This is a genomic window from Acetobacter okinawensis (genome assembly GCF_002153655.1).
GTDB classification, from domain to species: Bacteria; Pseudomonadota; Alphaproteobacteria; order Acetobacterales; family Acetobacteraceae; genus Acetobacter; species Acetobacter okinawensis_A.
Genome location: NZ_JOPJ01000001.1, coordinates 105,076 through 129,056, shown reverse-complemented (window position 1 = coordinate 129,056; position 23,981 = coordinate 105,076). Strand labels below are relative to the sequence as shown.

The following is a 23,981-nucleotide window of genomic DNA, read 5'->3' as shown; positions in this document are numbered from 1 at the left end:
AGAAAATGGAATAGGGTCGCACACAGTGGAAAAAGAGAATGCACACAATGTGCAGGATGCATTTTTAGGCCAGATTCGTCGTTCCCGGGCGGCAGTGACCGTATTTTTGGTCAACGGTGTCAAACTTCAGGGATTTATTACGTGGTTTGACGATCAGGTCGTACTCCTGCGGCGTGATGAGCAGACCCAGCTTATTTACAAACATGCGATTAGCACTGTTATGCCCAGCATTCCCGTAGATATAGCAGAACCCACCGGAGCGGGCGCAAAGGCGGACAAGGAACCATCTCTTGGCGACGAGTTTTACTGAGAAAAAACAAACGGTTGCAACGCGTGCTGCCGTTATTCTGCCGTGGGAGCGCTCAGCCCACGGGCAGGACGTAAGGGCGGCCGAGGCACGGCTGGAAGAAGCCGTGGGCCTGACGGCCTCCATTGGTCTGGTTATTGTTCGCAAAGCCGTTCTTCTCCTGCGGATGCGCCGCTCGGCTACATTGCTGGGCAAAGGGCAGATCGATTCCCTGCGCATTGCCATCAAGGCCGACAATATTGATGTGCTGGTGGTTGATACCAAACTGACCCCCGCCCAGCAGCGTAATCTGGAAACCGAGTTCGGGTGCAAGGTTATTGACCGTACGGGTCTTATTCTGGATATTTTTGGCGCTCGTGCCGCCACGCGGGAAGGGACGTTGCAGGTCGAACTCGCCCATCTGGAATACCAGCGCTCGCGTCTGGTCCGCCTGTGGACCCACCTTGAGCGCCAGCGGGGTGGCTTTGGCTTTCTGGGCGGTCCGGGTGAAACCCAGATCGAAGCTGACCGGCGTATGATTGGCGAGCGTATTGTGCGCCTTAAAAAGGACTTGGAGCAGGTGCGCCGCACCCGTGGGCTGCACCGGCAGGCCCGCAAGCGTGTGCCATTCCCCGTTGTGGCTCTGGTTGGCTACACCAACGCAGGCAAATCCACCCTGTTCAATGCCCTTACGGGGGCAACGGTCTATGCGCAGGACCAGCTGTTTGCAACGCTGGACCCGACCATGCGCGCGATTGCGCTGCCATCGGGGCGGCAGGTTATTCTGTCTGACACGGTGGGGTTCATCAGCGATCTGCCAACGGAACTGATTGCCGCCTTCCGCGCAACGCTGGAGGAGGTCGCCGAGGCGGACATTATTCTGCATGTGCGTGACATAGCCCACCCAGACAGCGCGACCCAGAAGAGGGACGTGCTGGGTGTGCTGCAAAGCATGGCCAAGGATAACATGCTGGAGCAGGACTGGCCGACCCGTGTGATTGAGGTGCTGAACAAGGTGGACCTGCTAGGTGAGCAGGCAGCAGCCTTGCAGGGGGATGAAACGGTAGCCATTTCCGCCATTACGGGGGATGGGCTGGACCGGCTTCTGGCCCGCATTGACCAGCGTATTACAGCAGGGATGGAAATGGTGCGCTACGCCATGCCTCTGGCCGAAGGGGCCGCTCTGGCATGGTTGTACCAGCATGGTGAGGTGACGGACCGCCATGACCGGGAGGAGGAGACGGATATTACCGTGCGCCTTCTGGCCGAAGACCGTGCCCGTTTTGAACGGCAGTTCCGCCATATTATTCCCCAACTGGCCTAAAAGGGGCAGGGCAGGGGTGCAAAACGGAGTGCGGGCGCGTTATGCGCTCCGCACCCTTTTTTGTGTCAGTCAAATTCGGTTATCAGGCTCAGGTCAGCATGGTGTGCGAACAGCCGGTCAATCTGGGCACGCGATATGCGCCCGGTTGAGAGGTCGTGCGGAATTTCATTGCGTGCAAAAAAGCGCACTTCGCTGGTTTCAATGCTGGTAGCGGGTGCGCCGCCGGTCAGTTCACCCAGAAAAAACAGTTTGGTAATAGAGAACGCCTCAGGTGGTTCATGCCCCTGCCTTGCGCGGTCCAGCACCATGGCAAGGCGGGTAATCCGCACTGTATAACCCGTTTCCTCCCGGACTTCCTTGGCTGCGGATTCCGAGGCGGTGAGGTTCACATCCGCCCAGCCGCCGGGTACGGTCCAGCGGTTCTGGTCCAGCACTTCGCGTACCATGAGCAGGCGGTTGTCTGCATCAAACACCCCGGTGCGCACTTCCAGCTTGGGGGTGGCGTACCCGGCCTGCTGGGCAAACAGGTTTTCAATCTGCTGCACAGGCGTGCCACTGCCCAGCGCCATGGCTTTGGCGGCCAGAGTGCGCAGCATGGTGTAGCGTTCGCGGTCAAACGGGTCTTTGGCAAAGGTCAGCCCGGTCTGGGCAATGGCCTGTATCTCTCTGGCCCAGACAAGCCATTCAGGCTCGGACATGGTTTTTAATCCCCTCTCTCAAAATAAAAAACGGGAAGGCGCGCGCCCTCCCGTTTTTTGCGTGGTGTTATGTCAGGCGTTAAGCCCGGTTCAGTAAGCGGGTTCGGGTTCTGCCGCTGCGTGGCCGTTAATCAGCAGGCCATCGCCATTGGCGGAGATGTTGACCGTCTCCCCGTCATGGATTGACCCTTCAAGCAACTGCCCTGCCAGCGGGTTTTGCAGGCTGCGCTGGATAACCCTTTTAAGCGGACGTGCGCCGTAAACCGGGTCATAGCCCTCGTTCGCCAGCCATGTTTCGGCCAGTGTATCAAGGTGCAGGGCAATTTTGCGGTCTTCAAGCAGCTTTTGCAGCCGGCTGACCTGAATTTCCACAATCCGCGCCATATCCACCCGCTGCAGACGGGAGAAGAGGATCACCTCATCCAGTCGGTTCAGGAATTCGGGGCGGAAGTGCTCACGCACCACCTTCATCACCTGTGCCTGCACCATGGCCGGGGTGTCGCCATCGGGCTGGTTTGCCAGATATTCCGAACCAAGGTTGCTGGTCAGAATGATAAGCGTGTTGCGGAAGTCCACCGTGCGGCCCTGCCCATCGGTCAGGCGACCATCATCAAGGACCTGCAACAGGATGTTGAACACATCCTCATGCGCTTTTTCCACCTCGTCAAACAAAATGACCTGATAGGGGCGGCGGCGTACGGCTTCGGTCAGCACGCCCCCTTCCTCATACCCTACATATCCCGGAGGTGCGCCAATCAGACGTGCCACTGCGTGTTTTTCCATGAACTCGCTCATGTCAATCCGCAGCAGGGCCTTGTCATCATCAAACAGGAAGCGGGCCAGTGCTTTGGTCAGCTCCGTTTTGCCAACGCCCGTGGGGCCAAGGAACAGGAACGACCCAATCGGGCGGTTGGGGTCCTGCAAACCTGCGCGGGCACGGCGCACTGCATTGGCCACGGCGCGCAGGGCAGGCTCCTGCCCCACAACCGACTTGCGCAGTTCGTCCTCCATGCGCAGGAGCTTGGCGCGTTCACCCTCCAGCATCCGGTCCACCGGCACGCCCGTCCAGCGGGAGACAACGGAGGCAATGCCCTGATCCGTCACCGCTTCGGAGACGAGGCTGGCGTTTTTGGCTTCTTTTTCTTCCGTCTGCTGGGCTGCGGCAATCTGGCTTTGCAGGTTGGGGATCACACCGTACATCAACTCGGATGCGCGTTGCAGGTCGCCCTTACGCTGGGCCACCTCCACATCGGAGCGGGCCTGATCAAGCTGCTCCTGCAACTTCTGCACGGCATGCACACGGTCTTTTTCTGCATGCCATGTTGCGCTGAGCGTGTTGGATTTTTCCTCCAGATCAGCCAGTTCAACCTCAACAGATTCCAGCCTGTCCTTGCTTGCGGTGTCATCTTCCTTGCGCAGGGCTTCACGCTCGATCTTGAGCTGGATAATGCGCCGGTCCAGTTCGTCCAGCTCTTCGGGCTTGCTGTCGATCTGCATGCGCAGCCGACTTGCGGCTTCGTCAATCAGGTCAATGGCCTTATCGGGCAGGAAGCGGTCGGTAATGTAGCGGTTGGACAGGGTGGCAGCGGCCACAAGTGCGCCATCGGTAATACGCACACCGTGATGGAGTTCGTATTTTTCCTTGATCCCGCGCAGGATGGAAATTGTGTCGGGCACTGAGGGCTCGCCCACATAAACGGGCTGGAAACGCCGGGCGAGAGCCGCATCTTTTTCAATATACTTGCGGTATTCGTCCAGCGTGGTCGCACCAATGCAGTGCAGCGTGCCACGGGCCAGTTCAGGTTTGATCAGGTTGGAGGCATCCATTGCACCATCGGTTCGGCCTGCGCCAACCAGCGTGTGCATTTCATCAATAAACAGGATCACCTGACCTTCGGCGGTCTCAATTTCCTTGAGCACGGCTTTTAAGCGTTCTTCAAACTCGCCACGGTATTTGGCGCCAGCCACCAGTGCGCCCATGTCGAGCGAGAGGAGCTTTTTGTTCTTGAGCGCTTCAGGCACGTCACCATTGACAATACGCTGGGCCAGTCCTTCCACAATGGCGGTTTTGCCCACACCGGGTTCGCCAATAAGCACGGGGTTGTTCTTGCTGCGCCGTGCCAGAACCTGAATGGCGCGGCGGATTTCCTCATCCCGGCCAATGACCGGGTCGAGCTTGCCCTGCTGGGCGACCTCGGTCACATCCCGTGCGTATTTTTTGAGCGCATCAAAATTGGCCTCAGCGTTTTCACTGGTCACAGTGCGCCCTTTGCGGATGGTGGTAATGGCCTTGTCCAGCGCGTCCGGGGTGGCGCCATTGTTTTTGAGCGCCTGACCAGCCGGGCTGTCGGTTGCGGCCAAGGCTGCCAGCAGGCGGTCCTGAGCAACAAAGCTGTCCCCCGCTTTTTGTGCGATCTGCTCAGCGGAATCCAGAGCCCGCACCAGGTCGGGGGTTGCCGCGGGCTGGCCTGCGCCGCCGCCCTGCACTTTGGGCAGTTTGGCCAAAGCCTGCTCGTTTGCGGCGCGCACGCCATCGGGGTTGCCGCCGGCTGCGCGGATCAGGGCCGATGCGGCACCTTCCTCATCATCAAGCAGGGCTTTAAGCAGGTGTTCGGGGGTAAGCTGCTGGTTAAAGTCACGCAGGGCAATGGTCTGTGCCGCCTGCAGAAAACCGCGTGAGCGTTCGGTAAATTTTGTAATATCCATAATATCCCTCTTGTCCCTTTATGGTAGGCGACTGAAGGCCGAGCCCCGTCCCGCTTTGCGGCAACGGAGGGCAGGGTCTGTCGTGTTGACAGTTCTAAGATTGGAAGGCCCCGGAGCACAGTCAAGGGGGGGTGTGTGCATAAGCCGCACACTGTGCGGAATGGCGGATATGAAAAAAGGCGAAGCCCGCAAGGGAGCTTCGCCTTTGTCCGCGCCGGGCCGGGTTGGCCGGGCTTTACACTCAGGCCGCGTTCAACTGGGCTTCTGCAAATTCGTAGTTTGCCAGCTTGTCGAGGAAGTTGGTGATGTAGTCGGGACGACGGTTGCGGAAGTCCAGATAGTAGGAGTGTTCCCACACGTCGGCGGTCAGCAGGGCCGTACCCTGACCTTCGGCCAGCGGGTTGGTGCCGTTGGGGGTTTTGGTAATGGCCAGCTTGCCATCCTTGCCCAGAACCAGCCATGCCCAGCCAGACCCGAACTGGGAGATGGCGGCCTTGCGGAATTCGTCCTTGAAGGTGTCGATGCTGCCGAAGTCGGCGGTAATTTTTGCGCCCAGTTTTTCGGGCATGGCACCACCGGAGGTGGACAGGCTGTTCCAGAAGAACGAGTGGTTCCAATGCTGGCCAGCGTTGTTGAACAGGCCGGTCAGATCAGCCTTGCCGTGGGCTGCGAGAATGATCTCTTCAAGGGACTTGCCAGCAAGCTCAGGCTTGCCTTCAAGCAGCGTGTTCAGGGTGTTGACGTAGGCCAGATGGTGCTTGCCGTGGTGGAACTCGAGTGTTTCCTGGCACATGCCACGGGCGGCCAGAGCATTGGGTGCGTAGGGGAGGGTTGGCAGTTCAAAAGCCATGACATAACTCCGTCATATAAAGCAGGGCGTGTTAAAAAACGCGCCTGTCCAGAGCTATGGGTGCGCCATATGGCACAAAGGCAACGGTTTGGGCCGCTGTCTCTTTCCCTTGCTCACGGAAACTTGCCCTGCTGGTGGGGGTGGGGTGGCGCGGCAGTCCGTAAGGAAAGCTATATGTGCATTACGCATGAAACGGCATGAATTTGCAACATGCCCCCGGCCAGAGCAACAGGATACAGCCATGAACATTCCCCTCTCCCCCAGTGATATGCAGGCATTGGTGCGGCTGGCGGAAGGGGACGTGGACAGGCTGCTCTGTATGCGTTTTCTGCCTGCTTCCGCCCAGAGCGGGGGGCTGGTGCTGCTGGCGTTCCATAATGAGCTGATTCGCGCGCTGGCCCCGGCCCGCTCGGCTGCGGTTGCCGGGCCAATGGCCGGGCTGATCCGCCTGCAATGGTGGCGCGAGGTGCTGGAGCAGACACGCCCGCCAGAGCATGTTCTGGCACCTTTTTTGCTGGATATGGTGGCGTGCGGGCAGGCCCGGCAGAATACGCTGCTCCGCCTTGTTCACTCTTGCGAGAGCGAGTTGAGTGGCCCGCGTGACCCCGTCGCATGGCAGAGCATGATGCGTGATGGAGCCGGTGCGCTGCAACGCGCAGTGGGCGAACTGCTGGGGGTGGAAGACGCAGCAATCCTGCTCAGGCTGGAGGCATGCGGCATGGCCTATGGTGCGGGCGCCATGCTGCGGCACTGGCCAGCACTCCAGCAGTCAGGCCGCTTTGTCTGCCCACAGGGGGGGGAGGCGCTCAGGCAGCATGGGCAGGCATGGCTTGCAGCGCTGGACTGGTCAGGGCTGCCCCCAGCCCCGCGGCTTGCAGCCCTGCCTGCTGTACTGGCGCGGCGGGACCTGCTGCGTGGGAGCACACAGGCCGCCCAACCCAGAGGGCTGGGCGACAGGGCAAGGGTCATGTGGCACGGGCTGATGGCCCTGCGCGCCTTTGAGCGGGGCTGAACCGTAAGAAGGGCCAGCCCTTACGGATCGTTGGCGACAATGTTTTCCATCACCCCGATCAGGGCCGAATAATCGGCATCTGCTGCGGCGCGGCGGGTCAGGGAGAGCTGCTGCGTGACGGCCGCCATGGTGGGGGTGGGGACTGCCAGACGCGCACAGGCATTCATAAGCAGGCGCATATCCTTTTGCATCAGCCGGGTGGGGAACTGGGGTGAAAAATCACCCGCTTTGGCCATTTTGATCTTGCGCTTGTGGTGGGGGGAGATCACGGCCATTTCGTCCAGTGCGTCAAACAGCATGGAGCGGTCCAGCCCTGCGGCCAGCCCATAGGCAATGCCCTCGGCCACAGCAGCCAGCCCAGCCCCCATAATGCCGTTGATCACCAGCTTGAGCCGCGCGCCAGAGCCTGCGGGACCAGCATGGATGGTCAGGCGGCCAATGGCGTCAAACACGGGTTTGGCGCGGGCCATCTCTTCCTCACTGCCACCTGCGAGCACAACCAGATTAGCGCTGTCTGCCTCGGGTGTGCTGCCTGAGACGGGACAGTCCACAACGCTGATCTTCTGCTTTTCACCCGCATCAAGCAGTGTCTGTGCGGCTTCGGGGGAGATGGAACTTGTGTTCAGCAGCAGCCCGCCTTCGGGCATGCCTGCAAGTGCGCCCTGCGGCCCATACATGCTGGCGGACAGGGCTGCGTCATCAGGAACGCAGACAAGAACAATATCCGCTGTTTTGGCCACATCCGCCGGGCTGGGCAAAAAGGCGGTATGGTCATCTCCCCCTTTGCCGGAGGGTGTGTAGGCTACGGTCGCAAACCCGGCTTTTTTCAGGTTGATGGCCATGCGGCTGGCCATTGCGCCAAAACCGATAAAACCGATTGTCTGTGCTGTGCTCATGGTTCCGGAATCTCCTAGTCTGTTTTTGTATCGTAATGAATAGAATGCCCGATGCTATGGCAAGGTTAAGACCGTTTTTTTGTTGCAGGCCTTGCCCGTTCAGGCCAGCAGGCCGGGGTGGCCAAGCGTTGCCAGCAGTTTTGCCGCGCGGGCATCTGCATTGATGATGCTGACGGTTTTTCCGCGTTTTTCAAGCCGTGTCACGGTTTTTTCAAGAGTGCTGGCCGCGCTGATGTCCCACAGATGGGCGTCGGCCAGATCAATCACCACGTGTGTGGCCGGGGCCTGAAAATCCACGCTATCTGTCAGCACACTGGTTGAGGCAAAAAAGAGCTGGCCATGCACGCCATAGGTGCGGGTGGTGCCATCGGGTGCATCCTGCGTGCTGACCTGCACCAGCGCCATGACCTGAAACGAGAAGAACAGCCCGTTGAGCAGCACACCACAGGCCACGCCCGCCGCCAGATCATGCGTGAGCACCACCACAACAACGGTTGCCAGCATGACCGTGGAGGCCAGCTTGGGGTGGCGCACGACCTCACGCACGGAGGACCAGGAGAACGTGCTGACGGACACCATAATCATAATAGCCACAAGGGCTGCCACAGGCACCTGTGCAACAAAGCGGTGCAGGACCACCAGCAGCAACAGCAAAAAGGCCCCCGCCGTAAAGGTGGACAGCCGACCGCGCCCACCATAGCGCAGGTTGCCCACGGTCTGGCCGATCATGCCGCAGCCTGCCATGCCGCCAAACAGGCCAACAAGAATGTTGGAAATACCAAGTCCCGTGCACTCCATGCGCTTGTTGGAGTGGGTGTCTGTCAGCTCATCTACAACTGCTGCGGTCATGAGTGACTCCAGCAGGCCGACCATGGCCATGGCAAAGGCGTAGGGCAGCACAATCTGTAGGGTGTTCCATGTCAGGGGGAGGTGGGGCAGGCTCAGGCTTGGCAGGCCGGTGGGCAGTGCGCCAAGGTCAGCCACAACATGGATGGGCATGGGTACGGCCAAACTGACCCCCGTCAGCACCACAATGCAGATCAGGGGGGAGGGAATGGCCGTGGTCAGGCGTGGCAGCAGGTAGACAATGGCCAGACCAAGGGCGATCAGGGCGTAGGTGTGCCATGTGACGTGCAGCATCTGTGGAATCTGGGCAGAAAAAATCAGGATAGCCAGCGCGTTGACAAACCCCGTCTCCACCTCGCGCGAGACAAAGCGCATCATGCTCTGGAGCCGCAGCAGGCCAAACAGGACCTGAAAAGCTCCCGCCAGCAGAGTAGCCAGCAGCAGGTATTGCAAGCCGTGCCCATGCACCAGATCTGCCGCAACCAGTGCAACCGAGCCCGCCGCCCCCGAGATCATGCCCGGCCTGCCCCCGGTTATGGCAATGGCAATGCTGATGACAAACGAGGCAAAAAGCCCCACTTCTGGCGCGACTCCCGCAGCGTAGGAAAAAGCAATGACTTCGGGAATAAGGGCAAAAGTGCCGACCATGCCGGCCAGAACGTTGCGGACGGGCTGTTCCGTCCACTCACGCATATACTGCTGAACACTCACGAGGCGGACAATATCCTGTATGATGGGGTTTAGGGTCTGGTGCTCCACGCATAAACCGGACTTTTTATGGGCGGAAAGGTTTTTCTTTTCGCATCACGGCTTGCGCATCCCCTCCCTGGCCGGAATGGTGGTGCGGGCGTTGTGTTCTAGGTGCACGGATTATGGTTGGTCTTTCTCCCTCATCCCCCCTGATATGGATACTGGCCGGAGAGGCGAGTGGAGACGTGCTGGGCGCGCGTCTTATGCTCGCCCTGCGTGCGCGTAACCCGCATATCCGCTTTGCGGGGGTGGGTGGTCCGCGCATGGTGGAGGTGGGGTTTGAGAGCCTCTTTCCCATGCGTGACCTTGCGGTCATGGGGCTGGTGGAAATTCTGCCGCGTGTGCGCCAGCTTGCGCGCAGGCTCGATCAGGCGGTGGCGGACATTGCCGCCCACAAGCCCGATCTGGTCATAACCATAGATAGCCCCGGCTTTGCCCTGCGCCTGTTACGGCGGATTGCGGGCATGGGCGTTTTGCGGGTGCATTATGTGGCGCCGCAGGTCTGGGCATGGCGGCAGAAGCGCGTGCGCAAATTCCCCGGACTATGGGATGAGCTGCTGTGCCTGCTGCCGTTTGAGGAAAAGTTTTTTGGCGCACATGGGCTAAAAACCCGCTTTGTGGGCCACCCGGTCCTGCAATCGGGTGCGCAGGAGGGGGATGCAGCCCGGTTCAGGGCGCGCCACGGGGTGGCGGAGGGGGCTCGTGTGCTGGTGCTTATGCCCGGCAGCCGCCGCTCGGAGGTGCCGCGCCTGCTGCCGGTGTTCGGGCGTATGCTGGCCCTGCTGCGCGCCAGTATGCCCGATGTGGTGCCGGTTGTGCCCGTCTCCCCCGTAGTGGCGGCTACTGTGGAGCGGGCGGTACAGGACTGGCCTGTACGCCCGGTTATTGTGACCGATGTGCAGGACAAGCACGATGCGTTTGCCGCTGCGGGGGCCGCCTTGACCAAGTCGGGCACCTCCACGCTGGAACTGGCGCTGGCGGGCGTACCCATGGCCGTGACCTACAGGGTTAATCCGATTACGGCGTTTATGGCACGCAGGCTTATCCGTGTGCCTTATGTGGCCATGGTCAACCTGCTGGCGGGGCGCAAGGTTGTTCCTGAATTATTGCAAGAAAACTGCGCACCAGACGTGCTGGCGTGTGAAGTGCGCAGACTGTTTGATAACCCCGCAGCAGCACAGGCCCAGCGTACGGCCTTTGCTTCGGTCCTGCATGGGCTGGAAGGGCCGGGGGGTGTTTTGCCAGCAGATGCTGCGGCCAGTGCCGTGCTGGACCTGCTGGCAGCGCAGGGGAGCGCTCGGCCCGCTCCCTAGCCGTGGGTGTGGTAGAGTTTGGCGGGGTCAATTTCGGGCTTTGTCAGTTCAACAAGGCCGGTGGGGGTAAAGGCGCGGTAAAAACAGCTCCTGCGGCCGGTGTGGCAGGCAACGCCAATCTGCTCGACCAGCAGTAGAACGGCATCGGCATCGCAATCCAGCCGTGCTTCCTTCAGGTGCTGGATCTGGCCGGATGTTTCGCCCTTGCGCCAGAGCTTTTTGCGGCTGCGTGAATAGTAACAGACACGCCCGTTTTCCAGTGTTTCCCGCAGGGCCTCGGCGTTCATCCATGCAATCATCAACACTTCGCCCGTGTCGTGCTGCTGGGCAATGGCGGCAATCAGGCCGGAGGCGTCGTATTTGACCGTGCTGAGCATGGCATCAAGCGTTGCGGCATCGGGGGCGGTGTAGGTCATGGTTCAGTCCGGTGTGGTGGTGGGTTCTGGTGGGGTGCCAAGGGCAGGTAGCAGCCACGCGGGTGGGCGGGCAACCACGTTATGGCCAAGGCATGTCAGGGTCTTGTCTGCCATGTCCACCTTGAGCAGCGCCAGCCCGATATGATCGCGCGAGGAGCGCAGGATGCCAACCTCCTGCGTGCCGTGCAGAATGGGCGCGCCGGGCACGGGGAGTGGTGCCGTGCTGGCAATGGGCATAAGGCGGCGTTTGAGCAGGGTGCGGTAGTGCATGCGGGCCGTGACTTCCTGCCCCATGTAACATCCTTTTTTCCATGCAATGCCACCGAGCAGGTCCATGTTGGCCTCTGCGGCCAGTGTGCGGCCGGGCTCGCAGTCCTGCATACCGTCGGGCAGGCCAAGGGCCAGCCTGTGCAGGTCATAGTCGCGCTCGGTTGCATTCTGCTCGGTGCCGGGTGCTGGGTCTATCAGCCGCCATCCGGCATTGGGCAGTCTGGGGTCTGCAACGCATATGGCGTTTTCAAGCACTGCGGCATCTGGCCTGTTGCCCCACGCGGCGTAGGTGGAGAGCGCGGTCAGTTCCATCTGCACATCCGAACGTAGCCTGAAGCGCATGAGCTGCGTCCGCAGGGCTTCGGCCTGTTCGGTCGCACAGTCCAGCAGCAGGCAGGTGTCATCGGGGTCGGAAATGGCAAAAAAATCTGCCTGCCAGCGGCCCTGTGGGGTCAGGCATGCAGCCCATACCGCCTGCCCGGGCTGCACACTGGCAATATCCGCCGTGACCAGTCCCTGAAGGAACTTGACGCGGTCTGCACCGGAAAGCTTGATAATGGTCCGGCCCTCTAGCCGGGTCATGTGGGATGGGGCTGGCATGGACATGGTATGGTTTTCCTTGTGAGCGCGGCGCTGGCTGCACGGACAGGCCATAATGGCAAACCCTAGACCGGAGCGTGCATGGGGGCCAGAGGGTCCGTGTTCACGCCTGTGTCTGGTGCAGGAGTGCGAGCGCCGCATTGGCCACGCATTCAACGCTTAATCCGGCAATGGGGGCCTGGCCTTCCGGCCCCGGTGCCTCTACCCAACGTGTCAGCGCCCCTGTGGGTGCATATTCCGATGCGCGGGACGGGCCAAACAGCCCCAGTGTGGGGGTGCCTGCTGCGGCAGCCAGATGCATCAACCCGGAATCATTGCCAATATAGAGTGCGCAGCTTGCCAGCATGGCGGCGGTCTGGGTCAGGCTAAATCGGCCCCCTGCGTCCACGGCGTCGGGTAGGGCATGGAGCACGGGCTGGGCCAGTTCGGCCTCCTGCGTGCCGGGGCCATAGAATATGGCTGCCCGGGCATGGGGGTAGTCTGCGGTTATCTGTTGCCACAGTGGCAGGTAATTTTCTGTAGGCCAGACCTTGCCATGCCAGTTGGCGGTGGGGCCAAGGGCTATGACCGGAGCGCCGGGGGAGGGGGCTGGAATGGTCTGTGCTGCGGTCAGCCTGTCCGCGTCATTCAGCCAGACCGTAGGGTGCGGGGCGGGGGACAGGCCAAGCAGTGCGCCCAGATGGCCAACCCGGCGGCCGGGCCTGCGCCCGCCACGCATGACAAACCGCCGCCCCGAGCGCAGGACAAAACTGATGACCGATCCGCGTAGGTCCACGGTCATGTCCCAGCGGGTGGGCACGCAGGCTTTCCACAGGTCCAGCCAGTGCAGGTCATAAGGGCGCTTGCGCATGACCAGAACGCGCTCGAGTCCGGGCATATGGCTGAACAGCCCGGCGGCAACCGGCCCGCAGGCAACGGTTATGCGCGCATCGGGCCATTGCTGGATCAGGGTGTTGAGAATGCCGGTGGAGAGCACCGCATCCCCCAGACGTGTGGCCGTAATGAAAAGAATGCGCATGCCAACAGGCTATACTGTCTCTTTGTGTCTTTTCCAAGCGAGGCAGATATGGACTTTTGCGCCGCGTATGCCAGAAGATGAGCCGTTGCGGTGCAAGGTGCATGGACCCGCATGGAGCGGGGCGGCACCTTGGTTCGCTGTTCAGGCAGTAAGGGTATTTTGGCAATGGTGCGGAAAGGTTTTTTGCTGGCTTCCATCGGGGGGCTGTTAGCTGTGGTTGTGTGTGCGCCTGCCCACGCGGCGGAACGGTCCTGGCTGCCGGCATCCTGCGGTACGGAGCCCACAGCCCCCACGGTTGATGTGTCCAGCGTGGAAAAATATAATGCCAGCGTGGACAAGGTCAGCGCGTACGAAAAAGCGGCCCGCACCTACAATGCCTGCGTGTCCAAAACCGCCCTGAAGGATGAAACCGCGATCAGCAATGAAGCGCGGGAAAAAATTGCGTATATTCATGAAGGCAGCACAGCCGTGCAGCAGCGTATTGGTGCCAATTTTACGCAGTTGACCACCGCGCTCAAGGCCGGGGGCGCAAAGCTGCAAAAAGCAGCCCATTAAGTCGTATTTTGGGGTTTTGAGTGCTGCCTGTTGGCCCGCAAGGCGGTATAACAGGCACGCAACAGACACGCTGCGCCTTGCCTGATGCGTCCGGCTGGGGCAGATATGCCATAATAACGGACAGGCATGCATTGGCAGGAACAGGAACGGGCCGGATCGTGGCAGAGGATATTTACCGGGAAGTTGACGAAGAGCTCAAGGCTGAACGCATGCGTGCGGTGGCCCGGCGTTATGCCGGTGTGGCCGTTGCGGCTGTGGTGGTCATTGTGGCTGGCGCGGGCCTGTGGTCATGGCAACTGGCGCGGCACAAGGCTCAGGATCAGGTGGCGACAGGCACATATTTGGCCGCGTTACGCCAGACCGACCATCTGCCAGATCAGGTCGGGGGTGCCACGGTCCCCCTGACAGGCAAGGCGCTGAGTGGTCTGGATTCCCTACAGGCTCTGGTTGCCTCGGGTGATCGGGGTGTTGCCACACTGGCCCGTATGCAAGAAGCCGCAGTGCAGGCTGCGCGGGGCGATGCAAAAGCCGCTCTGGCTGCGTGGAACGCCGTGCAGGATGACCCCGCAGCAGACCCTGCCTTGCGGCACATTGCCACTTTGCTGTGGTGCCAGCACCAGCTTGATACGGGCGATATTCCTACCCTGCGTTCACGCCTGTCCCTGCTGAGCGGGCAGGGTGGAGCATGGAACGGCCTTGCGCAGGAGGCACTGGCTGTGCTGGACGTGCGTGAAGGGCATGCGGACGAAGCCCGCAAAAAACTGTCTGCTCTTGTGGACTCGGCCGAAACACCCGCAGGGGTACGCAACAGGGCGCAGGGCATGATGCAGGCGCTTGATCCGTCAGCAGGATAAAACCATGAGCAGCAACACACATACTGGCGCCGCCCCCCTGTCCGGCATGACCCGCAGGAGCCTGCTGGCCGGTGCCGCTCTGGCCCCCACGCTGGCCGCTTGCGGTGGTGATGACGACGACAAAAAACCCCTGCTGGCCGGGCATCGTACCGACGTGCTGTCTTCTGGCGCGGGGCTTATGGTGGACAAGGAAGACCATACCCCCATAACCCTGCCAGCCCCGATTACGGTCTCCGAATGGCCGATCAGTGGCCGGGTGCCAGCCCATACCGGGAGCAACTACGCGTGGGGCGGGCTTAAACGGCGCTGGAAGCACAGCATTGGCGCTGGTATTTCCGAGCCGGACCTTATGGCATGGGCGGCCCTTGGCTCGCTTGGGCGCGGCATGTTGGCCTGCGTGCCGGTCGTGCATAACGGGCGGCTGTTTGTGCTGGACGCACAGGGCGTGGTGCGGGCCTTTACGTGGCCTGCCATGCGGCATGTATGGACCTTTAACCCCCGGCCCAAAAAATCCCACTCCAGCAACACCGGCGGCGGCATCGGGGTTGATGGGGACGTGCTGTATATTGTGGATGGCATTTCGCAGGCCATCGCCGTTTATGCCGCAACGGGCAAGGTCAAATGGCGGACCGATGTGGGCACCCCCGGCCGCTCCGCCCCGACCATTGCTGAAGGCCGGGTTTATTTTGGCACCATTGATGAGCGGTTCTTTGCGCTTGATGCCGCGACCGGTCGCCAGATATGGACATATGCAGCCACGGCGGCTGAAACCACGGTGTTTGGTCAGGCGGCGCCCGCCTATGCCAACGGTGTTGTGGTGGCAGGTTTTGGTGGGGGGGACCTGATTGCCTTCCGCGCCGAAAGTGGTGAGGTCGTGTGGAGCGAAATGCTCGGCAATGTTGGCGCACAGGCCAGCACTCTTAACCTGAACTGCGTGCGTGGCCTGCCGGTTATTGTGGGGAGCGTGGTTTACGCCATCAGCATGGCGCAGGTGCTGGCTGCGGTGGATATCCGTACCGGCCGCCGTGTGTGGGAGCGCTCCGTTGCCAGCCAGGACAGCATCCTGTGTGTGGGGGACTGGCTGTATATTGTCTCCCTTGACCAGCAGGTCGCCTGTATTGACCGTCTTTCGGGCCATGTGCGCTGGATTACCCAGCTCCGCCGCTTCCGCAAGATCAAGGAAAGCAAGGACATTGTCACATGGTTCGGCCCCATTATGGCGGCTGGCCAGATTGTGTGCCTGAGCACCCTGCCAGAAAACGGGATGGTGCGTATCAACCCGCAGACCGGCGCAATTATTTCTATTGATGCCATGGAGGCGGTCTCCTTCGTGCCTCCCATTGTTGTGGACAACCAGATGCTTATCGTAACAAATGACGGAAACCTGATCTCCTATGGTTGAACGTCGCAAGTCCATGCGCCCCCTCCCGCCCATACCAACGGGGGACCTTCCGGTTGTTGTTATTGCCGGGCGCCCAAATGTGGGTAAATCCACCCTGTTCAACCGTCTGGTTGGGCGTAGGCAGGCATTGGTGGCCGATACACCCGGCGTAACCCGCGACCGCAAGGAAGGGGTTGCTCTGGTACGTGGCCGCCATATCCGGCTGATTGATACAGCCGGGCTGGAAGAAGCCGCCCCCGACAGCCTGTTTGGTCGCATGCGCGCATCTTCCGAAAGTGCGGTGCAGGAAGCGGACCTTATTCTGTTCTGTATTGATGCACGTGCCGGTGTGACCCCAACGGATGAGCATTTTGCCCAGTGGGTCCGCCGCCAGAACCGCCCTGTGCTGCTGATTGCCAACAAGGCGGAGGGGCGGCAGGGCACTGCTGCTGCGCTGGAGGCTTACAGACTTGGTCTGGGGGATCCGCTCGGCCTGTCCGCCGAGCATGGTGATGGCGTGACCGACCTGATGTGGGAAATTGCCGAGCGCCTGCCCGCTGACAAGCTCGGTCCCGAGGAAGAGGAGGACGAATGGGCCCCCGAACCGGAACTGACGGATGAGGAGGAAGTCCGCCCGACCGGTCCGCTCAAGGTTGCCATTGTCGGTCGCCCCAATGCGGGCAAGTCCACGCTGCTGAACACCCTTTTGGGTGAAGAACGTATGATTACCGGCCCCGAGCCCGGCCTTACGCGCGATTCCATTGCCGTAACGCTCCATGACGGGGACGATACGTTTGAAATTGTTGATACGGCTGGCCTGCGTAAAAAGGCCCGTATTGACGAAGCGCTGGAAAAAATGTCGGTCTCTGCTTCGATCGAGGCGCTCAAAATGGCGGAAGTCGCCGTGCTGGTGCTGGATGCAACACTGGGTGTGCATGAGCAGGACCTCCAGATTGCGCGCCTGATCGAGCGTGAAGGGCGTGCCTGCGTACTCGCGCTGAACAAGTGGGACGCGGTGGAAGACCGCACAGCCACGCGCAAGGCCATTCTGGACAGGTTGAGCATCTCGCTTGCCCAGATGCGGGGTGTGCCGGTTGTCACCTTCTCGGCTCTGACCGGCTCTGCCGTGCAAAAGCTGCTCCCTGCCGTGCGGGAAGCATGGACCGTGTGGAACGCCCGCGTCCCCACCGGCGCGCTGAACCGCTGGTTTGAGGAAATGCTTGAACGCCACCAGCCGCCTCTGGTCGATGGCAGGCGGCTCAAGCTGCGCTACATGACGCAGGTCAAGTCCCGCCCACCAACCTTTGTGGTGTTTGGCACACGCGCCGAGCAGATGCCTGATGACTATAAGCGGTATCTGGTCAATGGCCTGCGTGAGGCGTTTGACCTGCCGGGTGTGCCCATTCGCCTGCAAACGCGTGGCACCAAAAACCCGTATGCGAACACCTGACCCCAACAGGTCAGGATTTGCACAAAAGGGCGTCTGCTGCGGCTTTGTCATGGGCTGGCAGGTCTGCCGCAGGCAGTATGGCGCCCCAACAAGGAGCCAGAGCCGAGCATGACGCCCCCGCAGCCACAGCCCCCGACCCGCCAGCCAGACCAGCCCAATGGTCTGCATGGCCCGGCCAGAAACTGGGCCATGCTGGCGGTATCGCTCTCGGTTTTTCTGGCGCTGCTGGACTACGCCATTGCCAATGTGGCCCTGCCCGACATTGCGCGTGACCTCAGGGCCTCCTCCTCCTCGTCCATATGGATTGTCAATGCGTATCAGATGGCCAGTCTGGTTTCGCTGTTGCCACTGGCGGCCCTTGGGAGCCGGGTAGGGTTTGCGCGGCTGTGCCGGGCGGGGATTCTGCTCTTTATGGTGGCGTCACTCCTGTGTGCCACGGCTACCAGCCTGCCCGTGCTTGCCGGAGCACGGGTGTTGCAGGGCATTGGTGGCGCTTGCATCATGAGTGTGAACATCGCTCTGGTACGGTTTATCTACCCGCAGGCGGAAATCGGGCGCGGCATGGCGCTGAATGGTCTGGTTGTGGCGTTAGGCGTAGCACTTGGGCCAACGGCTGCTGCGGGTATACTTACCTTTGCCTCATGGCCGTGGCTGTTCTGGATCAATCTGCCTTTGGGGGCGGTTGCACTTGGCATGGCGTTTTATGCCCTGCCCAACACGCCCCGTGCTGCCCATATGCCCGACATAACCGGCAGCGTGCTGTGCGTGGTGGCTTTTGGAGCCTGCGTTATGGGGGGCGATGGTCTGGCCCATGCCCAGAACTGGGTGAGCGCGCTGCTTCTGCTGGCCTGTGGGCTTATGGCGGGTGCGTGGCTGGTACGGCGCGAGGCGCATCTGGCGCAGCCCATTATGCCGGTGGACCTTTTGCGGCGGCCCGATTTTGCTGTGGCGTTCCTGACCGGGTTCTGCGGGTTTGTTGCCTCCAATTTCTACATCGTGTCCATGCCCTTTACCTTGCATGACGCATTGGGCCTTAGCTCGGCCCAGACCGGGCTGCTCATTACGCCGTGGCCTATTGGCATTATCCTTTCGGCTCCAGTTATCCGCCGGGTGGCGGACCGGATTTCGGCCGGGGTTCTGTCCTCCATTGGGCTTGGGCTTACGGCTTCGGGCTTTTTTCTGCTCTGGCAACTGCCAGCCCACCCTGCATTGTGGGATATTGCATGGCGTACCGCTCTTGCCGGGTGGGGATTTGGGTGTTTTCAGCCCCCCAACAACAGAGCGATGATGGTTGCCGCCCCCCTGCACAGGGCTGGTGGGGCCAGTGGCATGGTGCAGGTGGCCCGTCAGGCCGGGCAGACGGTGGGGGCCATGGGTGTGGCCGCCTTTTTTACCTTCTGGGCCAGTGGCGCTAACCGTGAGTGCCTGTTGGTGGCGGGGTGTGTTGCCCTGTTTGCGGCACTGCTGAGTGCCAGCCGCCTGCTGGTGGGGCGGGCGGCATAGTGTGCCGGAGTCATCTGGGGTGAAAACATGCCTTGTTTACCGTGACAGGATTTTGCCCGCGTCCGAGCATGCGTTCATGCGCAGGCAGTATATGGCCTTTAGCCGTCTCAAACCCTTCTGGGTTGGGTGTCACCGCGACAACCCTCCGGCCGATCTGGCCAGTACCTTACGTATTATTGGTGAGGGGCATGTGCTGGGCGGGGTGCGGCGGCTGGCGTTCCGGCAGATGGGGTGGGGCGCAGGGTCTGCCGTGGCGGACCTGGCGCCTGTTGTGGTGCATGCCCAGTTTGGCCGGGGTGGCGCTTTGGCGCTCCCCATTGCCCAGCAACTGGGGCTGCCGCTGGTTGTAACGTTCCATGGTGGGGACGCTTTTAAGGAGCGGCATTACACCAACAGTTTTCCTCCCCCCATTTTCCAGCGCCGGTGGCAGGCGCTGGTGGCGTATAGCTCCGTGTTTATCTGTGTCTCTGATGGGGTGCGGGATAAGCTGGCGGAGCGTGGTGTGCCAGACCATAAGCTGGACGTGCTCAACATTGGTACGGAAGATGTGCCCCCAGCGCGTGGGCCATTCGACCGGCTGGTGTTTGCCGGACGGTTTGTGGAAAAAAAAGGGCTGCCCGTTCTGCTGGACGCCCTGCGTCTTCTGGCGGCACAGGGGCTGACCCCACAGGTGGTGCTGGCGGGGAATGGGCCCATGCGTGCGGCCATGGAGCAGTCTGCGCAGGGGTTGGAGCATGTCCGTTTTACAGGCTGGCTGGCCGCCGCGCAGCTACGCCAGCAGCTTGAGCATGCCATAGCCCTTGTTGTGCCGAGCGTGCGCGCCGCAGGGGGCGATCAGGAAGGGCTGCCCAGTGTGGCGGCGGAGGCTTTGATGTGCGGTGTGCCAGTTGTGGCCTCGGCTGAGGCCGGGCTGGATGACGGCATGCTGGATGGTGGGGGCATGGTGGTGCCTGCGGGGAATGCGCAGGCACTGGCCGATGCCCTTGCCCATGTGCTGCACATGGGGGTGCGTGCAGGCATGGGGCAGGCGGCGCGCAGGGTTGCGCGCGAGCGGCTTAGGGCGTCTGTCCAGTCCGCACGGCTGGAGCAGCGCCTTTTGTCCGTGCTGTAATCAGATTTCGCTTTCAAGGAAAATGCGCGAGGCATCGCCCATCCACGGGCCGTAATAGCGCTCCAGCCAGTGTTCGGCCTGTGTGGGCGCACCTGCGGCAAGGGCGGTCAGGGGGGCAAGGTATACCCATTCGCTCGTCTGGCTCTGCTCGTCCACCATATCGCGGTTTTGCAGACCGTCCATGGAGATGGAGAGCATATGGGCCGCCAGATCGCGCACCGTGCCTTCGCCCCATGGTGTGTCCAGCCCCATCATGGGGACAAGCTCGCGCAGTTTGACGTAGTCTTCCCACGGGCGGGCGCGCACCAGTTCCCATGCGGCCTCAAGGGCTGCATCATCATACAGCAGGCCGGTCCACAGGGCGGGCAGGGCCATCATCATTTCGGGCGATCCGGCATCGGCCCCGCGCATTTCCAGGAACTGCTTGAGCCGCACATCGGGGAAGGCGGTTGTCAGGTGGTCCTCAAAATCGCCCAGCGTGGGGGTTACGTCCTCCAGCCCGTCCTGACGTTCCCCGTTCATCCATGCGCGGAAGGAGCGGCCCGCCACATTACGCATCCGGCCTTCACGCATGATAAAGTACATGGGAACGTCCAGCGCCCACTCCACGTAGCGTTCAAAGCCAAAGTCTTTTTCAAACACGCAGGGCGGCATGCCGGAGCGGGCGTTGTCCGTATCGGTCCAGACCCGTGCGCGGTTGGAGAGGAAGTTGTTGGGTTTACCCTCCACAAAGGGAGAGTTGGCAAACAGGGCGGTGGCCACAGGTTGCAGTGCCATGGAGACCTGCATCTTGCGCACCATGTCCTGTTCGGAGCCGAAGTCCAGATTGACCTGCACGGTACAGGTGCGCTGCATCATGTCCAGCCCCATGGTGCCAACCTTGGGCATGTAGTCACGCATAATGCCGTAGCGGGTTTTGGGCATCCATGGCTGTGCGGCACGGGTGGCGGTGGGGTGGAAGCCCAGAGGGGCAAAGCCTAGCCCAAGTTTGCGCGCCAGCGGGCGTACGGAATCAAAATGGTTGCTCAGCTCTTCCGCCGTGTCATGCAGGGTGCGCAGCGGTGCGCCCGAGAGTTCGAACTGCCCCGCAGGTTCGAGCGATATGGCGGCTCCTGCGGCCTCCCCCTGACCTTTAAGCCCGATGATGTTCCCCTCATCCAGCACGGAGGTCCAGTCATCGGGTTCGGATTTGTGGAGGTTGCGGAGCAGGGTTTCAATGCCCTGTGGGGCATAGGGCGGGGTGGCGTAGGCCGTGCCACCTGCCTGCGGGGCATTGTCGCCCGCTATGGCTTCGGGGCGGATAAAGCCGAATTTTTCGTGTTCTGTGCCTATGCGCCACGCATCACGCGGTTTGCAGCCCTGTGCCAGCACGTCGACAAGCTGTGCAATGGAATGGATGGGCGTTGTGTCTGAGGCGCCGGGGTTGGACATGAGGTTTTCTGTATCCCAAAAAACAGCCTTGCGGTCGTGGGGCAAGACAGGAGCAATTACCTTATTGTGATGAAACGGGGGCAGAGCGCAAGCCATTGCCCAGCAGGGCCAGCCCCGCCACCACGGCTGTATCGGCCCGTAACACCAGCGAACCAAGGGAAAACGGGGCAACAAAGGGGCGCTGGAGCAGGGTCTGGCATTCGGCCTCACTCAGCCCGCCTTCAGGTCCGATCAGGAGTCCGTCGCCTGCGCGTACCTGCGGGGGCGTGTGGGTGGGTTCCGCCGTGCGCTCGCCCAGCCGCTCAATGGCGGCAAACAGGGTGCTGGTCTGCGGCCACTGCCCCAGCAGGGTGGGCAGGGTCTGCACCGGGGCTATGGTGGGTATGTCCAGCCGCTCGCATTGTTCGGCGGCTTCCACCGCTATGGCGTGCAGCCGTTCGGGGTTGACGCGGTGCGTGTTGGTGCGCTCGCTCACAAGGGGGAGAAACGTGCTGACCCCCAGCTCCGTACCCATGCGGATGACCAGATCAGTAGCGTCGCGCTTGAGTAGGGCAAAGGCCAGTTGCAGCGGCGGGCAGGGCTGGGGCGGGCGGATCTGGCGCTCAAGGGCCAGACTGCCCCGGTCTTTGCGAATGTCGGCAATGCTGGCCAGCCACTCGCCCATACCAGCGTGGAAGACACGCACCTGATCGCCAGCTTTCCTGCGCAGGACGGTGCCAAGGTAGCGGGCCTGCTCGGGCGGGATCGGGCAGGTAGCACCTGCGTTTGGCACCGGCACAAGGGCTGGGTCCACATACAGGCGGGGGAGGCGGGAGAGGCCATTCATGCCGGTCATTTATCCTGCATCTGCTCACGTAACGGAAGAACAGGCCCGGTTTACGCACGAAACACCCGGTTTTGCAAAGGCAGGCGTGGTGGGGAGGTTATGGTGCGCGCCGGTTTGTGGCATAGGGGGCTGCGCACCATGGTGTGTGTTGTCCCTGACCAGAGGCTTTATCAGAATCGTGTCTGCTTCCCCCAGCCATACCGACATCCGGGTTACGGGATGGATCGCCCGCCTTCCTCCTTCCCTGCAAGGCTATGCATTGCTGGCGCGGCTGGACCGGCCTGTGGGGACGTGGCTTTTGTGGCTTCCCGGTATGTGGGGTATTCTGTTGCCACAGGGGGTTGCTCCCATGGAGCGGCTGCGCCTGATTGCCCTGTTTGGCATTGGCAGTCTGGTCATGCGCTCTGCTGGCTGTGTTGTGAATGACATGTGGGACCGTGATATTGACCGTCAGGTCGCGCGCACGGCGGGGCGGCCACTGGCCTCCGGGGCGTTGAGCATGGGGCAGGCTGCGGGCTTTTTGCTCCTGCTGCTGGCCATGGGGCTGGGCGTGCTGGTGCAGCTTAATGCCCTGTCGTGGGTGCTGGGTGTGTCCTCTCTGGTGCTTGTGGGCCTTTACCCGCTGGCCAAACGGTTTACGTGGTGGCCGCAGCTTGTCATGGGGTTTACCTTCGGTTTTGGCGCCCCCATGGGGTATGCGGCTGCGGCAGGGCAACTGGCATGGGCGCAGGCCGCCCTTTATGCTGCCACGATTGTCTGGCAGCTTGGGTTTGATACGATCTACGGCTTTCAGGATATGGAAGATGACGCGCGGATAGGCGTTAAATCCACATCGCGCCTTATGGCGGGGCGGGCACGCTCCTTTATAGGGGTGTGTTACGGGCTGACGGTTGTGCTGCTGGCAGGTGCTGGCCTGCTGGCGGGGGCTGGTGTGCTGTTCTGGCCCGCTCTGTTGCTGCCCGCTATTTTGTTCTGGCGGCAGGTGGTGGCGGTTAACCCGGCCAAACCGGCTTTGTGCCTTGCGCAGTTCCGGGCCAACCGCGAAATCGGACTGACCATTGCGCTGGCGCTCGCACTTGGGTTGCTGGCTGTTTGATGTTGTTGCGTTTTTTGCTGGCACCAAAGGCTGGCAGTCAAGGTGAGATGCCACGATCATGAAGACTATTTTCCGCGCGGTTGCGCCATTGTGCGCCAGTCTGGCCCTGTTTGCAGGGGTTGCCCATGCACAGGATGCGGGTGGGGCAGAGGGGCAGGGCCTTGCGGCATCTGCTGTTGTGCCTGCACGTCTTTCCACCTCCGATCGGGCATGGGTGGCCAAAATCGAGCAGGCACTCAACCGTTCGCTCACGTTTGAGGCGCATATCCAGCAGATAGATGCCGAAGGCAAACGCACAACCGGCACGGTCTGGATGAAGCGCCCCGGACAGATGCGCCTTGCCTATGACCCGCCATCGCCTCTGCTGCTGGTTGCCAGTCAGGGCAAGGTCGTGTTCCGCGATAATCAGCTGGACCAGACTTCGGTCATTCCCATGGACCGCACACCGCTTGGGCTGCTGCTGGCCCAGCATGTCAGCCTGTCCGATGGGGTGGTCGTGACTGCGTTCCGCCACGAAGGCGGGCTGGTTGCGGTCAAGCTGGTGCGGGCTGCCCAGCCGGGGGATGGCAGCCTGACGCTGGTTTTTTATGAAAACCCGCTGGCCCTGCGGTCATGGAGCGTGGTGGACGCACAGGGGCGCGAGACCCGCGTGACCCTGTCAGACGTGCATCCGGGGGCGGATATTCCCGCAAGCCTGTTTGACCTGCCTGCCCAGCCGGAAGACTGACGCTTGGGGGCAGGCATGGCGGCGCCTGCTGCAAACAGACCCACTGGAAAAACAGGGGCCGC

At 61.5% G+C, this 23,981-nt stretch carries 22 protein-coding genes; 12 read left to right on the top strand and 10 right to left on the bottom strand.

The window, feature by feature from the left end; all coding sequences use genetic code 11:
• The first annotated feature begins 25 nt into the window (after positions 1 to 25).
• Together hfq and hflX are read left to right on the top strand one after the other, a co-directional pair.
• Entirely contained in the window at positions 26 to 310 is a 285-nt protein-coding gene (gene hfq, locus HK26_RS00605) for an RNA chaperone Hfq (RefSeq protein ID WP_086637998.1), read from the top strand.
• The gene (gene hflX / locus HK26_RS00600; protein WP_086637997.1) at positions 291 to 1,610 is read left to right on the top strand and encodes a GTPase HflX; all 1,320 of its coding nucleotides are present in this window, start codon (positions 291 to 293) and stop codon (positions 1,608 to 1,610) included. The genes hfq and hflX overlap by 20 nt, the downstream gene beginning before the upstream one ends.
• Before the next feature lie 65 nt (positions 1,611 to 1,675).
• Here hflX and HK26_RS00595 read toward each other — a convergent pair whose 3' ends face one another.
• The 3 genes from HK26_RS00595 to HK26_RS00585 all read right to left on the bottom strand — a co-directional run bounded on the left by HK26_RS00595 (position 1,676) and on the right by HK26_RS00585 (position 5,864).
• Positions 1,676 to 2,308, bottom strand: coding sequence for an NUDIX hydrolase (locus HK26_RS00595; protein WP_086637996.1), 633 nt, complete (start codon positions 2,306 to 2,308; stop codon positions 1,676 to 1,678).
• 90 nt (positions 2,309 to 2,398) lie between these two features.
• Positions 2,399 to 5,014 (bottom strand): ATP-dependent chaperone ClpB, encoded by a 2,616-nt coding sequence (gene clpB, locus HK26_RS00590; protein WP_086637995.1) that lies wholly within the window; start codon positions 5,012 to 5,014, stop codon positions 2,399 to 2,401.
• A gap of 241 nt (positions 5,015 to 5,255) precedes the next feature.
• Positions 5,256 to 5,864 (bottom strand): superoxide dismutase, encoded by a 609-nt coding sequence (locus HK26_RS00585; protein WP_086637994.1) that lies wholly within the window; start codon positions 5,862 to 5,864, stop codon positions 5,256 to 5,258.
• 241 nt (positions 5,865 to 6,105) lie between these two features.
• Between HK26_RS00585 and HK26_RS00580 the strand changes: the two genes are divergently transcribed.
• Positions 6,106 to 6,876, top strand: coding sequence for a squalene/phytoene synthase family protein (locus tag HK26_RS00580; protein ID WP_086638040.1), 771 nt, complete (start codon positions 6,106 to 6,108; stop codon positions 6,874 to 6,876).
• A 20-nt stretch (positions 6,877 to 6,896) separates the two neighbouring features.
• On the opposite strand, the gene HK26_RS00575 is transcribed toward HK26_RS00580, so the two are convergent.
• Together HK26_RS00575 and HK26_RS00570 are read right to left on the bottom strand one after the other, a co-directional pair.
• Positions 6,897 to 7,772 carry an NAD(P)-dependent oxidoreductase gene (locus tag HK26_RS00575; protein WP_086637993.1) on the bottom strand — a complete coding sequence of 292 codons (876 nt, stop codon included), beginning with the start codon at positions 7,770 to 7,772 and terminating at the stop codon, positions 6,897 to 6,899.
• Positions 7,773 to 7,871: 99 nt separating this feature from the next.
• Entirely contained in the window at positions 7,872 to 9,311 is a 1,440-nt protein-coding gene (locus HK26_RS00570) for a SulP family inorganic anion transporter (RefSeq protein ID WP_374188199.1), read from the bottom strand.
• Between the two features lie 179 nt (positions 9,312 to 9,490).
• Between HK26_RS00570 and lpxB the strand changes: the two genes are divergently transcribed.
• On the top strand, positions 9,491 to 10,681 hold the full coding sequence (gene lpxB, locus HK26_RS00565) for a lipid-A-disaccharide synthase (RefSeq protein ID WP_086637992.1): 1,191 nt from the start codon (positions 9,491 to 9,493) through the stop codon (positions 10,679 to 10,681).
• Here lpxB and hisI read toward each other — a convergent pair.
• The 3 genes from hisI to HK26_RS00550 all read right to left on the bottom strand — a co-directional run bounded on the left by hisI (position 10,678) and on the right by HK26_RS00550 (position 12,985).
• The gene (hisI, locus tag HK26_RS00560; RefSeq protein WP_086637991.1) at positions 10,678 to 11,097 is read right to left on the bottom strand and encodes a phosphoribosyl-AMP cyclohydrolase; all 420 of its coding nucleotides are present in this window, start codon (positions 11,095 to 11,097) and stop codon (positions 10,678 to 10,680) included. The two genes, lpxB and hisI, sit on opposite strands and share 4 nt — an antisense overlap.
• 3 nt (positions 11,098 to 11,100) lie before the next feature.
• Positions 11,101 to 11,967, bottom strand: a complete 867-nt coding sequence (gene ygfZ / locus HK26_RS00555) for a CAF17-like 4Fe-4S cluster assembly/insertion protein YgfZ (protein ID WP_086638038.1) — start codon at positions 11,965 to 11,967, stop codon at positions 11,101 to 11,103.
• Positions 11,968 to 12,070: 103 nt separating this feature from the next.
• Positions 12,071 to 12,985, bottom strand: a complete 915-nt coding sequence (locus HK26_RS00550) for a glycosyltransferase family 9 protein (RefSeq protein ID WP_086637990.1) — start codon at positions 12,983 to 12,985, stop codon at positions 12,071 to 12,073.
• Positions 12,986 to 13,150: 165 nt separating this feature from the next.
• Between HK26_RS00550 and HK26_RS00545 the strand changes: the two genes are divergently transcribed.
• From HK26_RS00545 to HK26_RS00520, 6 genes are all read left to right on the top strand, one after another.
• Positions 13,151 to 13,540: a hypothetical protein gene (locus HK26_RS00545; RefSeq protein WP_086637989.1), complete on the top strand. Its 390-nt coding sequence runs from the start codon at positions 13,151 to 13,153 to the stop codon at positions 13,538 to 13,540.
• 158 nt (positions 13,541 to 13,698) lie between these two features.
• On the top strand, positions 13,699 to 14,394 hold the full coding sequence (locus tag HK26_RS00540) for a tetratricopeptide repeat protein (protein WP_086637988.1): 696 nt from the start codon (positions 13,699 to 13,701) through the stop codon (positions 14,392 to 14,394).
• 4 nt (positions 14,395 to 14,398) lie between these two features.
• Positions 14,399 to 15,796 (top strand): PQQ-binding-like beta-propeller repeat protein, encoded by a 1,398-nt coding sequence (locus HK26_RS00535; protein WP_086637987.1) that lies wholly within the window; start codon positions 14,399 to 14,401, stop codon positions 15,794 to 15,796.
• Positions 15,789 to 17,225, top strand: coding sequence for a ribosome biogenesis GTPase Der (der, locus tag HK26_RS00530; protein ID WP_051544001.1), 1,437 nt, complete (start codon positions 15,789 to 15,791; stop codon positions 17,223 to 17,225). The genes HK26_RS00535 and der overlap by 8 nt, the downstream gene beginning before the upstream one ends.
• 108 nt (positions 17,226 to 17,333) lie before the next feature.
• Entirely contained in the window at positions 17,334 to 18,728 is a 1,395-nt protein-coding gene (locus HK26_RS00525) for an MFS transporter (protein ID WP_086637986.1), read from the top strand.
• Between the two features lie 19 nt (positions 18,729 to 18,747).
• Entirely contained in the window at positions 18,748 to 19,839 is a 1,092-nt protein-coding gene (locus HK26_RS00520) for a glycosyltransferase (RefSeq protein WP_086637985.1), read from the top strand.
• Here HK26_RS00520 and HK26_RS00515 read toward each other — a convergent pair whose 3' ends face one another.
• Both HK26_RS00515 and HK26_RS00510 read right to left on the bottom strand, forming a co-directional pair.
• Positions 19,840 to 21,270: a glutamate--cysteine ligase gene (locus HK26_RS00515; protein ID WP_086637984.1), complete on the bottom strand. Its 1,431-nt coding sequence runs from the start codon at positions 21,268 to 21,270 to the stop codon at positions 19,840 to 19,842.
• Positions 21,271 to 21,331: 61 nt separating this feature from the next.
• On the bottom strand, positions 21,332 to 22,105 hold the full coding sequence (locus tag HK26_RS00510) for a 16S rRNA (uracil(1498)-N(3))-methyltransferase (RefSeq protein WP_374188196.1): 774 nt from the start codon (positions 22,103 to 22,105) through the stop codon (positions 21,332 to 21,334).
• A 169-nt stretch (positions 22,106 to 22,274) separates the two neighbouring features.
• Here HK26_RS00510 and ubiA point away from each other — a divergent pair, with 169 nt between their 5' ends.
• Together ubiA and HK26_RS00500 are read left to right on the top strand one after the other, a co-directional pair.
• Positions 22,275 to 23,192: a 4-hydroxybenzoate octaprenyltransferase gene (gene ubiA / locus HK26_RS00505; RefSeq protein ID WP_086638037.1), complete on the top strand. Its 918-nt coding sequence runs from the start codon at positions 22,275 to 22,277 to the stop codon at positions 23,190 to 23,192.
• 58 nt (positions 23,193 to 23,250) lie between these two features.
• Entirely contained in the window at positions 23,251 to 23,919 is a 669-nt protein-coding gene (locus tag HK26_RS00500; protein WP_086637982.1) for a LolA family protein, read from the top strand.
• The last annotated feature ends 62 nt before the right edge of the window (positions 23,920 to 23,981 follow it).